This is a genomic window from Dyadobacter fermentans DSM 18053 (genome assembly GCF_000023125.1).
GTDB classification, from domain to species: Bacteria; Bacteroidota; Bacteroidia; order Cytophagales; family Spirosomataceae; genus Dyadobacter; species Dyadobacter fermentans.
This window is the reverse complement of sequence record NC_013037.1, coordinates 3,923,366-3,937,167: the sequence shown is the minus strand read 5'-3', so window position 1 is coordinate 3,937,167 and position 13,802 is coordinate 3,923,366. Positions and strand designations below refer to the sequence as shown.

General features: G+C 51.6%; 7 protein-coding genes. 4 read left to right on the top strand and 3 right to left on the bottom strand.

The genetic code is table 11. The annotated features are described in order from the left end of the window. Window positions 1-14: 14 nt before the first annotated feature. A complete protein-coding gene (locus DFER_RS15890) occupies window positions 15-6,092 on the bottom strand; it encodes an alpha-2-macroglobulin family protein (protein WP_015812668.1) in 6,078 nt (2,025 codons plus the stop codon). Window positions 6,093-6,332: 240 nt separating this feature from the next. Between DFER_RS15890 and DFER_RS15885 the strand changes: the two genes are divergently transcribed. From DFER_RS15885 to DFER_RS15870, 4 genes are all read left to right on the top strand, one after another. Then, window positions 6,333-7,406, top strand: coding sequence for an efflux RND transporter periplasmic adaptor subunit (locus DFER_RS15885; protein ID WP_015812666.1), 1,074 nt, complete (start codon window positions 6,333-6,335; stop codon window positions 7,404-7,406). Further along, complete coding sequence (locus DFER_RS15880) at window positions 7,403-10,516, top strand: efflux RND transporter permease subunit (protein ID WP_015812665.1); 3,114 nt, start codon at window positions 7,403-7,405, stop codon at window positions 10,514-10,516. Before DFER_RS15885 ends, DFER_RS15880 begins: the two co-directional genes overlap by 4 nt. 65 nt (window positions 10,517-10,581) lie before the next feature. Further along, window positions 10,582-10,797, top strand: a complete 216-nt coding sequence (locus DFER_RS15875; RefSeq protein ID WP_015812664.1) for a DUF8507 family protein — start codon at window positions 10,582-10,584, stop codon at window positions 10,795-10,797. 3 nt (window positions 10,798-10,800) lie between these two features. Further along, on the top strand, window positions 10,801-11,121 hold the full coding sequence (locus DFER_RS15870) for a PIN domain-containing protein (RefSeq protein WP_015812663.1): 321 nt from the start codon (window positions 10,801-10,803) through the stop codon (window positions 11,119-11,121). Here DFER_RS15870 and DFER_RS15865 read toward each other — a convergent pair whose 3' ends face one another. Together DFER_RS15865 and metK are read right to left on the bottom strand one after the other, a co-directional pair. Continuing rightward, window positions 11,122-12,204, bottom strand: a complete 1,083-nt coding sequence (locus tag DFER_RS15865; protein WP_015812662.1) for a fatty acid desaturase family protein — start codon at window positions 12,202-12,204, stop codon at window positions 11,122-11,124. Window positions 12,205-12,420: 216 nt separating this feature from the next. Then, window positions 12,421-13,701 (bottom strand): methionine adenosyltransferase, encoded by a 1,281-nt coding sequence (metK, locus tag DFER_RS15860; protein WP_015812661.1) that lies wholly within the window; start codon window positions 13,699-13,701, stop codon window positions 12,421-12,423. Window positions 13,702-13,802 lie beyond the last annotated feature (101 nt).

Genomic DNA, 13,802 nt, shown 5'->3' with positions numbered 1-13,802 from the left:
GCCTCCTGCCCGCTTTACTTCGCAGGTAATGCTTTCAATCGGACGCCCTCGCTGTGGGCGGTAAATTCCGGTGCGTACATGCATTGGATGGTGGTGATGCCATTGCTGAAATCGCCTTCGTGAGTGATAAAAAGCGGGTATTCGAACACGTAAGTTCCTTTGCGCAATGCATTGAAGAAAAAATTGGTGCTCGCGTCGCGGGTGCTTTCGTAGTATCCCAGGCCGCCCTGCCAGCGGTAGCCGCTCAGGACATTCACCGGTTCGAGGCCGGAAGCGCGCATGTCTTTCATATGCACATATTCCATATCACGGTCCACACGCAGCTCGATGCGGACTTTGATTTTATCACCTACTTTCACCGTTCCGCCCTCACGCACCGGTGTGAGCACGGGGCCGGAGTCAGTGTTGGTTTCTACGAAAAGCTGTTTGCTGAGTTTGAGCGGCGTATCGGCGAAGGTGATTTTGTCTAGATCTTCGAAATATTGCCAGTAAATGGCGCCCCACGACGGGAGCTGGGAAGTGCCCGATTGTCCATTCACCACAACGTCCACATTACCCATTTGTGCAGTGATTCCTGAGTCAATGGTTTTTTTGAAATACCCGGTGCCATTTTCAGCTTTTTGTTCTTTGGAACTAACTTCCGTGCCGCCGAGGCGAACGGCAGTTTGCGGGGACTCGGCGAGCCAGTCGCTTCCGTTCATGAGGAGCGCATAGCAGGCCTCCGCGGTGGCTTTGGTGCTTTCCCAACTATTGGTTTGCTTGTTTTTGAGGAGCCAGGTTTTCAAATCCGCCACGGTGGCCTGGTCGTTGGCGATCTCCTGGAATGCCTCGATCAGCAATGCCTGGCGTTCGATGGGCGCCTCTTGCCACCACCAGCTGCGTTGGCTGGTTTTCCAGTACATGCCGAGCTCTTCGTTGCGAACGGCAGTTTGCCGTAGCGATTCGAGGATCTGTCCGGCTGTTTTGCTGTCTTTCGTGCGGTGGCACATCAGGGCCGTCATGCCTTGCAGGAACTTCGATTGCGAAGTCCACGTGAGCCTGGCGCGTTCGCGGTAGTAGGTGTAGGCTTTCTGCGTGGCGGCCGGAATGGGCACGACAAAGAAGCTGCGGGCGTACAGATATTGTATTTCCGAAGCGCCGGGGACATATTTGTCCAGGTTCGTTTTCGACTTGACAAGCCGGTTGTAATCTTCTTCGATGCGCTTGTCGAGGTAGGGGATCGCTTTGTCGAGGATGGCGTTGATGGCCGGTTGCTGCAATGGTGCGATGCCATTTATTTTTTGTAAATGCCTGATTCCAATCACAATGTACTGTGTGATGTAGCGGTCGTCGGGGCCGCCTTTGAACCAGCAAAAGCCTCCGTTGGGGCTTTGCATTTCCTGCAATTTACGCATGTTCGCATTTAGCTCGTTCTCCATTTTGGCGAGGTCAAATAGCAATGCGATGTTCCGTTTTTGCGCTTCTTCGGTTTTAGCAGCCAAAACCCAGGGCGTTTCCTGCACGAGCAGCGACTTCAATTCCTCATTTTTAGAAAGACTGCTCTGCAAGGCATCGGTCCCTTTCCATGACTTGAAAACCTCTGCGATCCGCGGTGACGCATTGATCACCTGCGAGGCGAGCGAATTGGCATAATACCGGTTCCAGGTCTGCTCCGCGCATTCGTAGGGATATTCCATCAGGTAAGGCAATGCCTGCACTGCGTACCAGGCCGGGTTGCTGCTGTATTCTACGGTAACCGACTGATGTGTTAGGGTCGCCGATTTAGACGAATTGCGGAGTTTTTCAAATGTAAAATGCTTTGTACCATTGCCTTTCATCGAAATGGGCATACTCTCGGTCACCAGCATGCGATTGGGCAGCACCGGCAACAGGTTTTCCTCGCCATCCGACAGATTTCCAGCCTTTGCGATTGCCCGCCAGGTGACCATTTTGTTGAAACCTTTTGGTATTTCCAAAGTAAAAAATGCCGTGCTGCTCTGCCCTGCCGCGATGGAAAACTGACTCGACGGCTTTTCGATTTTAAAGAGCTTGTCCAGCGAGGCATTGGTTTCGGGGTCGGAAAGGGAGAGCGATACTTCGCCGCTCAACGAAGTGCTTCCCAGATTGACCACCTTCACGGGAAAGCTGATCCGGTCGCCCTCGCGCAGAAACCGCGGCGCATTGGGCTGCACCATAAGGTCTTTCTGCGTAACGATTTCCTTGCTGGTGTAACCCAAAGCGAGTTCCGGCGTATGCGCGAGCGCCTGGAATTTCCATCGGGTGAGCGCTTCCGGCATGGTAAAAGAAAAGGTAATGTTGCCTTCGCTGTCGGTCTTCAAATCGGGGAAGAAGAAGGCGGTTTCGTTGAAATTCTTGCGGATAGCCGGGGTAGGCTGGTCGACATCCGGGGCATTCGGATCACTGGCTGCTTTGTATCTGACGTCACGGCGCTTGTTCATCTCCGGTTCGCTTACGCTCATGAAACCCCTGTCCTCGTTGACGTCACTTTCCGGGGCGGGTTGCACTGTCGTGGCCTTACTCAAAGGAGCGGCTCTTCCGCCCACGGCGCCCCTCAATTGCGTCCTGGTCCGGCGGAGACGTTTGTTGATATAGCCGATCAGCTCGTCATATCTTTTGTCGAAAGATTTGAACTCGCTGAAATTTCCGTATTGCGCGAAGGCACTGACGGAGGCGAAATTGCCGGCATCGGACCAGTGCCGCATGCCGGTGAGGACCGACCAAACGTTTGGTTTCACCCATTGATGCGGGTAAAACTGGTCAAGCGAGGCGTCGTACATGCTTCCGAGCATTTCCGCAGCCACGGCCTCTTTCCGGTAGCCGCTGATTTTTATTTTCCACGTTTCCTTGCTTCCCGGCAGCGTTTTGTCCCTGAATGTCTCGTATGCGATTGTCAGGTCTTTGTTCGTCCACGGCACGGCAATGTGTTCGGTGTGCCTGTGGATGCGGTTATGTTTTACAAATACATAATCGACCGCAAAGCCGCCGCGATCCGCTTCGGTAGGGGTATATTCGAATTTCCGCTGCTCGTCGTTCAGTGTCAGATAGGAGAATCCGCCGGGCGCCGATTTCCGGTTTGTGCTGCTGATCACGAAAGCCTTTTCGGCGGAGGTCCCTATCGCATAATTTCCTTTTTCACCTGGTTCGGCGGCATTACCGGGTGTTGTGGCGAGGTATTGCGGGTAGGCAGGTTTTTTTGCTTCAAAATCTTTCAACTCGGTGAACCTGACGTCGTTCAGTTTCTCGCCGGCGGCATTGGTGGTGGTGATTTCTATCTTGTAAAAACCTGCCGGAAGTGCGAGTCCGGTGATGTCCACCGGGCTGCCGGCCTGTAATTGCAAGGTTTTGCCGACCGGCGAACCAGCCGGTTCCCATTGTTCCATTTCCGTTTCCTGGTCGTATTCGTCGTGCGGAAAACTGGCTACAAATGCTGTTTTGGATAAAACAAAAAGATCGGGGTGCCCCCAGTAGCGCTTTCTGATCAGCCGCTTTTCCGGCTCAATCCTAGTAAACTGAATGCTCGCTTCCGCCGGTACAAATGCTCCCGCGAGGTTTTCGGTGCGGATCGACAGTGACCTGGCGTTCTGCACGTCTATTACCGACGGAATTTCGGTTTTGAGCACGTACGATTTGTAGCTCACGGTCACGTTCGTTTGCGCACTTCTTGTTTCTCCGTTACTATCGGTCACGTCCGCGTAGACGGTGTAGTCGAAAAGCGGGTCGAGTTTTACATTCACTCTCCGGTCGGGAATTGCTTCGAAACTGACCTGAAACCGGCCGGATGCATCGGTGGCGGCTTCGCCATGTGCAATTTCCATCAGCTCTTCGGGTGCCCACCAGCGTTTGAGCAGCCCCGTATATAACAGCCTCGGCTTGCGCACGACGCGGTATTTTACCGTTGCCCCATCAATGGCGTTGCCCGCATAAGCGCTCGCTTTTCCGGTTACTTGTATTTGCTCGTTTACTTTGTAGGCCGCTTTCAGCGTATCAAACTCCACTGCGAACCGGGGACGTTTGTATTCTTCCACCTGAAAATTAACGCGGGAATTGTCCCTCACCCGGATGTGAAAACTGCCCGTAAGCCCGCTGCCCGGTACCGCAAATGAACCGGAGAAGCTTCCATACGCATTCACGCGGTGCCTGGCCTCGGCCACATGCTCGCCGTTCGCATTGTAAAGTGCGGCCGTAAATTCCTCCTGCTGGTTGCGGAGGACGCTCTCGCCTTTTCGGACAATGCCTTTGTAATAAACCGTCTGTCCTGGGCGGTAGAGGCTCCTGTCGGTGAACAGGTAAATATCTTCTGCCACGTTATCGTGTTCGGTTTCTGGCTGCTCGTTGTAATAGTAATATTGGTTTACATTCTCCTGGACAAACAGTCTGTCGTTCTCGTGCGTGACTTCCAGGAGGCGCTGCGTTCCGTAGTTATCTCTCTGGAGCGCCGGAACCGTGCAATGTCCGTTCGCATCGGTGGTCAGCAATGCGGTTTTGCTTTTGACATTGGTTCGGGTGTTATAGTCATAGCGTCTTTCCCAGAGTTGCACTTTGGCACCGGCCAGCGGCGCGCCGTTTTCACGGTTCAGCACGAACAGATCGCTCTCTTTTTGAATATAGCTGATGTCGGAAACGTAAAAGACCGCCGCGCCGAGGGCTGCATTGGTGTTATGGAAAGCAGGGTCGGAGCTGGCGAGGAGCAGGTATTCACCGGCAGGCAGCCCATCGGCCTTGATCTCCACCGAATGCTGCTGGAAATCGCGGGTGTCGGGAAGCGGCTGTTCCCAGGATTTTACGGATTGAAGCTTGGCTAATGTGCTCCACTTTTCGCTTTCTTCGTTGTTTTCCAATGCTTTCCGCAATACCTCCGTCGCTTTGAGCACGCGGAGATGCAGCTTGTCGAAATTCCGGTATCGTACAAACACGCGGAATGGCCTGGAATCGCTGTTTACCGCTTCGATTGAAAATACAAGGGATTTGTGGTTGATTAATTTGTGAAGGTTAAATGCATTAGCGCCCCCTTCCGTCTCCGGGTTTTCGCGCATGATCCGCTGGCAAATCTCGGCGGCCTTCACTCTTTCGAATCTGGCCGTAGAATCTTTGCCGGGCTGGTAGGCATCCGCCTTTTCATTCAGCCAGGCCGCTTTGAGGTACCACGCCTGCGCCGCTGCCGGTGTTGACTGATATTGGTCCGCAACGTGGCTGACAGCCATAAAATACAGCTCGCTCTGATCAGGGTGTACCGATTTCTGACGCACATATTGCAGCCGCGCCAGGTCGGCGTCGATCAATGCGGCGGGGTCTTTATCTTCGAGGTGGAATGCGATCAGTTTCTGGTAGAGCAGCAGCGCGTGATGTTCCAGAGAAGCCGAATCTTTGGTTTCAAACTTCCTGTGCACAAAATCCGCCGCGGGATCGAACGCGGATGCCGTGTTGATTTCGAATGCATATGCAGGCCTTTTAATCTCACGTTCGTCGGAAGAGAAATATTCCAATGCCCTGAATGCCAGCAAATCGAACAGGGTAGGGCGCAGTTTGCGCATGTTGCCTTTGGTAATGATCGCGTCGTACGGGTCCAGCCTGGTTGGCTTCAATGCAGCTTCATTCTCAATGGATTGGAGGAACAATGCTCCGATTCGCTGGTGAAAATCCTCCGTGCCCCAGGTTGCCACATCGGCTTTTTCGAAAGCGACAGTAGCCGTGCGATTGTAGAGCTGCCATCTGATCGTTTGGTAATAGTTGTAATATTCGGAAGCCACCAGGCTAGCCAGGATCGACCGTGCGGGGCCTGTGGCGCCGGCCATTTCCTTTTCCAGTTCCTGTATGGCTGCGGTGGCATTGTTCTCGCGGTTTTCCGCCTGCAATTCCGTCATGTACAACGCCGCTTTGATCAGCTGCGCGTCCTGCTTATCCTTTTTGGCCTGCGCATATATTTCCTTCACTTGTGCCAATGCATCTTTGGCAAGCCCCTTGCCCGCGAGCGCTTCGACTTTCTTCCACTCGCTATCGTAGTTCTTCAATGAACCCTGTCCGTAGGTGTGCATAGTTAATGATATAATAATGGTGATGATCAGATAGTAACCGAAGGTGTACGCTAATTTCATCGGATGAAGATTTGGTTTGTGATGAACAGGGTAAATATAACAAAACACCGCAGTGCCAAAAACGGCATTGAGCGGCCGGAAAGCGTCATTCAGCAAACTGCTTCGGAAAGCAATGCCATGTAGAAGTATAAAACATCTACATTGCCTCTTTTTACAATATGAAGTATCTTTAAATAATGCTTTTGCAGAATATAACCAATTACTACTCTTCTTGAACAAATTTTATTTTTAAGTAACTCTATGCGTACGATCATGTTGGTGGCGGGGATCATCGTCGCGCTGGTTTTGGGAAAGTTATTCATTTTCTCCAAATCCGGCGAGGGCAAGGGACCCGAGGTGAAAAAAGGTGGGGACGGGAAAAATGCGAAATCATCGGGCGGTGCCGTGCCGGTGAATGTGTTTATTGTAGGTAAGGAATCCATTGAGAACCAGATTTTTGCTTCGGGAACGGTTTTGCCGAACGAGGAAGTGAACCTGATGTCCGAAATCTCGGGCCGGCTGGTGAAGCTCGACATCAAGGAAGGCGCATACATTACCAAAGGCCAGCTGATCGCGAAAATCAACGACCGCGAGTTGCAGGCGCAGCTTCAAAAGATCGCATACAACCAGGATTTGAGTAAGAAGATTGAAGCAAGGCAAAAAAAGCTGCTGAATGTTGAGGCGATTAATCTCGAAGAATACGATGTTACTTCCAACAATATCCGGGTTTTGGAAGCAGAGAAAGAAGTGATCGAAGCCCAGCTCGAAAAGACCGAGATCCGCGCGCCGTTTAGCGGCCGTATCGGTTTGAAATTCATCAGCGAAGGTGCATTTCTGGCTCCGGGTACGCCCATCGTAACGATTGTGCAGAGTAATCCGGTCAAAATCGACTTTACCGTTCCTGAAAAATACAGCCCGAGCATTCGCGTGGGAAGCACCGTCAAGTTCAATCTCGACGGTGATCCTTCCACATACAGCGCCAAAATCCTGGCGGTGGACCCCAAAGTGGACGAAAGCCTCCGCACGCTTCGCGTGCGCGCCCTGGCGAACAACCCTGACGGCCGTTTCGTACCGGGTATGTTTGTGAAAGTGCTGGCCGATCTCGACGCCAACCGGGCTGCCATGATGATCCCTACGGAAGCCGTTGTGCCGGTTTTGAAAGGGAAAAAGGTGTTTATCGTGAAAGACGGCAAAGCACAGGAGGCAATGGTAACCACCGGCCTGCGCACCGACAAAAAGATCCAGATCATCGAGGGCTTGCAGCCGGGTGACTCGCTGATTACCTCCGGGATCATTGCCATCAAACCCAACACTGCCGTGAAGGTCAACCTATGAGCATCTCAACACTTTCCATCAAAAGGCCGGTTCTCGCGATTGTGATGAACCTGCTCATCATATTGTTCGGGTTCCTGGGGTATAAATTTCTGGGAATGCGCGAATTCCCGTCGATCGACCCGCCCGTGGTCTCCATTCGAACGAGCTACACCGGTGCCAATGCGGACATCATCGAATCGCAGATCACCGAACCGCTGGAAAAGCAGCTGAACAGTATCGAAGGCATTAAATCCATCAGCTCCACCAGCAGCCAGGGAACGAGCCAGATCACGGTGGAGTTCGACATTGGCGTGGATATGGAACGTGCCGCGAACGACGTGCGCGATAAAGTAGGCTCGGCATCGCGGACATTGCCGCTGGATATTGACGGCCCGCCGGTCGTAAGCAAAGCCGACGCAAACTCGGAGCCGATTATCGTGCTCACTTTCACCAGCAACACCCGCTCGCACCTTGAAGTGAGCGACTATGCGGAAAACGTGATCGCCCAGCGCCTTCAAACGATCGAAGGTGTGAGCGAAATCCGCATTTTCGGGCAAAAGAAATATGCGATGCGGATCTGGATGGACCCGGTTAAGATGGCTGCGCTGGGCATTACCACGCAGGATGTGAAAGTTGCGCTTGATAAGGAAAATGTGGAGCTGCCCAGCGGAAAACTGGCCGGCGATAATACGGAGCTCACCGTAAAAACCATCGGCCGGTTCCGTACCGAGGAGGATTTCAATGAAATGATCATCAAGAACTCCGCCACGCAGACGGTCCATCTGAAAGACATCGGTTCGGCGACGCTGGGCCCGGAAAACGAGGAGACGATCCTGCGACTGGATAATGTGCCGATGATAGGTCTGGCGATTTCGCCGATGCCCGGCGCCAACTACCTCGACATTGCAAAGGAGGTCAACAAGCGCATAGCCGCCATCAAAAAGGAACTTCCCAAAGACTACGAACTGGACACGCTCATCGACAACACGATTTTCGTAGAACGTTCGATCGAAGAAGTGGGCGAAACCCTGCTGATCGCGATCGTGCTGGTGGTGATCATCATCTACCTGTTCTTCCGCGATTGGCTCATTGCATTCCGTCCGCTCATTGATATACCCGTTTCGCTCATTGGTACTTTCTTTATCATGTACATCATGGGCTTTTCGGTGAACGTGCTCACGCTGCTCGCGATCGTGCTCGCAACCGGGCTGGTGGTCGATGACGGCATTGTGGTTACCGAAAACATTTTCAAGAAGATCGAGCAGGGCATGAGCCCCATCGAAGCCGCCATTAAGGGCTCGAACGAGATCATTTTTGCCGTTTTATCCACATCCATTACACTGGCTTCGGTTTTTTTGCCGGTTATTTTTATGGAAGGTTTTGTAGGAAAACTCTTCCGCGAGTTCGGTATCGTTATTTCCGCCGCTGTATTGATTTCCGCTTTCGTATCGCTCACGCTGACGCCCATGCTGAATGCGTACCTGGTTCGCAAAACGCACAAAAAGAGCTGGTTTTACGAGAAAACAGAGCCATTTTTTGAAAAGATCACCGCCAATTACGGCAATGCACTGGAGCGCTTTCTTAACATGCGTTGGGCAGCGGTCCCGATTGTGGCGGTTACGCTGGGTATGATCTGGTTTTTCGGGAAAGACCTGCAATCCGAACTCGCTCCGCTGGACGATCGCAACTGGTTCAGGATCAATATGACAACACCGGAAGGTTCATCGTTCGAATTCACCGATCGCTATGTGCAGAATGTAGGGAATATGCTTATGGACTCCATGCCGGGTAAAAAGGGCCTTATGCTCATCACCTCGCCGGGTAATTCTGGGCTTGGAGCGGCCAATACCGGCAGCGGGCGGATTGCGCTGGTAGACAAGAAGTTCAGAAAGGAATCGCAGCAGGAGATCGCCGATTATATCAACAAAAAACTGAAACTAATGCCCGACGCCAAGTCGTTTGTCGTGCAACAGCAGACGATCTCAGTCGATTCCCGCGGCGGTTTGCCCATTCAATACGTCATTCAGGCACCCGATTTCGAGAAACTGAGGGAATACCTGCCGAAATTCATGGAAGAGGTGTCCAACGACCCCACGTTTGCCATCACCGACGTGAACCTGAAATTCAGCAAGCCCGAAATTCAGATCATGATCGATCGCGAGAAGGCGAAATCGCTTGGTGTATCGGTGCAGGATGTGGCGCAAACCATGCAGCTCGCATTTGCAGGACAGCGGTTTGGGTATTTCACGATGAATGGCCGCCAGTACCAGGTAATCGGGCAGTACGATCGCGCAAACCGCGACGAGCCGCTGGATTTGAAAAGCATGTTTGTCAAAACAAATACCGGAAGTCTCGTGCAGCTGGATAACATCGTGAGGGCCGAGGAAGAGAGCAGTCCGCCGCAGCTTTTTCACTATAACCGCTACATGAGCGCCACCGTGCAGGCCGCTTTGGCACCCGGCAAGACGATCGGCGACGGTATCGCGGCCATGGACCGTATCCGCGATAAATTGAATGACGAAACGATCCAGACCGCATTGAGCGGCTCGTCACGCGATTATGCCGAGAGCTCATCCAACACGATGTTCTCCTTCTTCCTGGCATTGGTGCTGATCTATTTCATCCTTGCTGCGCAGTTCGAGAGCTTCGTCGATCCGTTCATTATCATGTTCACCGTGCCGCTGGCGATCGGCGGAGCGGTATTTTCGCTGTGGTTCTTCGATCAGACCCTCAATATTTTCAGCCAGATCGGTATGATTATGCTGATTGGTCTGGTGACCAAAAACGGTATTCTCATCGTGGAGTTTGCCAATCAGCTGCGGGAGCAAGGGCGAAGTATTCGGGAGGCGGCATTGGAGGCGGCAACGCTGCGTTTCAGGCCCATTCTTATGACGAGCCTTGCTACGATCCTGGGCGCATTGCCCATCGCGATGGCATTGGGCTCGGCAGGCCGCAGCCGCATGTCGATGGGGATCGTGATCATGGGAGGACTGCTGTTCTCACTCGTGCTGACGCTGTACGTCATTCCGGCCATTTACACATTCTTCTCCCGGCCCAAAAACTTCGAGAAAATGAAAATGATCGAACGCGTCGCGCGGGACAGCGAATTGGAAGAGCCAGCGCATTTTTGACATGAGCAATGCGGGTTAACTATGCCGCCGGAGATTGTTAACTTCGGTATAAATAGTCATTCATTATGCCCGCAACAGCCAAAACGAATTTGACAAATCTTCAACAGGAATTGCTGCATTTATACGCGCAGCAGGTCAGTGAGGAAGATTTGAAAAATATAAAGGAATTGCTCGGCGCTTACTTCGCCGGTCGACTGACCTCCCACGCGGATGCAGCATGGGATAAGAGTGGCTGGGCTCAACAAGATATGGAAGACATTTTGAACGAAGCCAGGCAATAATGAATGAACGTTGTTCTGGATACTAATGTCCTGCTCGTTTCGCTTCCCAGTCATTCCCAATACCATCCGATTTTTCTGGGCTTACTGAGAAAGGATTACAATCTTTTTTTTACCAATGAAATCTTGGCAGAGGAACAGATCGGGCGGCGATTAGGTGTTGAAAGGACAGAGCTACAACTATCCCAATTACTTTTCCTGTCTAATGTGCATGCAATCGAGCCATTTTACCATTGGCAGCTGATTGCACAAGATCCCGACGATGACAAGTTCGTTGATTGCGCAGTGGCTTGTGGAGCAGATTTTTTGGTCACTAAAACTCCTTAACTACCTCATTCCCATGATTTTCAACATCCTCACATGCGAACCAAGTGCGTTGCGGAAGTTGGTTTTTGCGTTGTAAACGAGCCCGAATTCCAATGCGGTGGCTTTTACGATAGGCGATAATGCGTGGTAATGGACGTGGGAAATGGAGGGGAAGAGGTGGTGTTCGATCTGGTAGTCGAGGCCGCCGATGAACCAGGAGAGCAGGCGGTTTTTTCCTGCGAAATTGGAGGTGGTTTGCAGCTGGTGAACGGCCCACGCATTTTCAATGCAGCCCGAATTGTCAGGTTCCGGCTGTTGTGCACCTTCTACCACATGCGCCATTTGAAATACCGTGCTGAGGATCATCCCAGCCGTGGCGTGCATGATCAAAAAGCCGATCAGCCATTCCGAGAAGGTTATGGACGTCAGCCAGAGCGGGATGATGCATATAAATATCACGTAAGCCAGCTTGGTGGATATCAGTTTCACCAGTTCCTTTCGGGGAAAGGGCTTGGTCATTCCTGAACCAGACATTTTATTGAAAAGGGATATTTCCTTAAAATCCTTCCAGAGGAACGACAGCGTCATCAGGCTGTACAGAAAAAATGCGTAAATGTGCTGAAAACGATGGATATACCTTTGTTTTTCCTGAAATGAGAGCCGCAGGAGGAATTTGCCCGTAATGTCTTCGTCTACGTCGTGAATGTTGGTGTAGGTGTGGTGCAGCCTGTTATGTTGAACTTCCCAATTATAGGCATTGCCGCCAAGCAGGTAGATCGACGCGCCGAAAATCCGGTTGAGCAAATTTGAAGTCGCCAGCGAGCCGTGAATCGCGTCGTGCATGACCGACATCCCTACGCCCGCCACGCCAAGCCCCATCACAACCGCAAAACCTGCCATAGCGAGTATGCCGAACTGATCGGAAAGGATCAGGATGTATGGCACCAGGTACAGGCTCAGCATGAATATGGCCTTGTAAATAATACTTTTCCCACCCGACTTGCAGATATCGTTGGCGGAGAAGTACTGATCGACCCGGTGTCTTAGGGTAGGAAAAAAAGTACTTTTCTCCGGATTTGTGAATTTGACTTTTTGATATTGCATGGAAGGAAGCGGATGACGCAGTTTAAATCAGTGGGGCGGCTCTATGGGAACGGAGTTTTGGGATTATTATTAGCAATTGCTTCATCCAATTTGATTATTAGCTTCAAAAATGCGGTCGAATGTTGATAACTGAAATAAAGTTTTGAAAACGTACCTAAAAGCGAAAGGGGCCGGCAGCAATGCCGGCCCCTTCCCAAACATACTTTAAGTGCTTTCTCAGAGCGCGAATTCCGCCTTGATCGCATCTACGAAATCGAGTTTTTCCCAGGTGAAAAGTTCAACTTCTACTTCTTTCTCTTCGCCGTTGGCGCCTTTGAATGATTTCTTAACGATCTCGTTCTTACGTCCCATGTGGCCGTATGCCGCTGTTTCGGAATACATCGGGTTACGCAGTTTCAGGCGCTGCTCGATCGCGTACGGGCGCATATCGAAGATTTCTCCGATTTTAGCAGCGATAGCACCGTCGTTGTCGGCCACTTTCGCGGTACCGTAGGTATTTACATACAAGCCGCAAGGTTCAGCCACACCGATCGCGTATGAAACCTGAACGAGTACTTCGTCGCAGAGTCCGGCGGCAACGAGGTTTTTAGCGATGTGGCGCGTCGCGTAAGCTGCTGAACGGTCCACTTTGGAAGGATCTTTTCCGGAGAATGCACCACCACCGTGAGCGCCTTTGCCACCGTAGGTATCGACGATGATCTTACGACCGGTAAGGCCGGTGTCACCATGCGGACCGCCGATTACGAATTTGCCGGTCGGGTTGATGTGGTGGGTAATGTCGCCGGTGAACAGTTTTTGCAATTCAGGCGTCAGTTTCGCCTTCACGCGGGGAATTACAATATTGATAACGTCATCCTTGATTTTCGCGAGCATGGCTTCTTCGCTGTCGAAGTCGTCGTGCTGGGTCGAAACCACGATGGTATCGATACGTTGGGGCACGTTGTCGTCGCTATACTCGATCGTTACCTGTGATTTCGCGTCGGGGCGCAGGTAAGGGATCAGTGAGGGTTCGTTGTTGCGGATGTAAGACATTTCCTGAAGAATCTTATGCGCCAGGTCAAGTGCCAGCGGCATATAGTTCTCCGTTTCGCGGGTTGCATAGCCAAACATCATACCCTGGTCGCCGGCACCCTGTGCATTCGCTTTGGATTCGAAGTCCTCGGCAGCAGCAGCGCGGTCAACACCCTGGTTGATATCGGCACTCTGGTCGTGGATCGCCGAGAGGATACCGCAGGAGTTGGCTTCAAACATGTATTCACTTTTCGTGTAACCAATTCTTTTGATCACATCGCGCGTGATTTTCTGAACATCGAGGTAGGTGTTGGTTTTTACCTCGCCGGCCAAAACTACTTGTCCGGTCGTTACCAGTGTTTCGCAGGCCACCTTACTGTTGGTATCCCATGCTAAGAAATTGTCAATCAGTGCATCTGATATTTGATCGGCTACCTTGTCAGGATGTCCTTCAGACACGGACTCCGAGGTGAATAAGTATGGCATTGGAAACGAAATAAAAGTTACAGAAAAATTTAAATGTGTGATTATTACTGGATTGGTATCCCTTGCTTTTTTTCTAATTACCGGCAAAAATAAGTAATCCT

Excerpts from the sequence above, each read along its gene's own strand:
- DFER_RS15890 (WP_015812668.1), bottom strand. The coding sequence starts at position 6,092 with ATGAAATTAGCGTACACCTTCGGTTACTATCTGATCATCACCATTATT.
- DFER_RS15885 (WP_015812666.1), top strand. The coding sequence starts at position 6,333 with ATGCGTACGATCATGTTGGTGGCGGGGATCATCGTCGCGCTGGTTTTG.
- DFER_RS15880 (WP_015812665.1), top strand. The coding sequence starts at position 7,403 with ATGAGCATCTCAACACTTTCCATCAAAAGGCCGGTTCTCGCGATTGTG.
- DFER_RS15875 (WP_015812664.1), top strand. The coding sequence starts at position 10,582 with ATGCCCGCAACAGCCAAAACGAATTTGACAAATCTTCAACAGGAATTG.
- DFER_RS15870 (WP_015812663.1), top strand. The coding sequence starts at position 10,801 with ATGAACGTTGTTCTGGATACTAATGTCCTGCTCGTTTCGCTTCCCAGT.
- DFER_RS15865 (WP_015812662.1), bottom strand. The coding sequence starts at position 12,204 with ATGCAATATCAAAAAGTCAAATTCACAAATCCGGAGAAAAGTACTTTT.
- metK (WP_015812661.1), bottom strand. The coding sequence starts at position 13,701 with ATGCCATACTTATTCACCTCGGAGTCCGTGTCTGAAGGACATCCTGAC.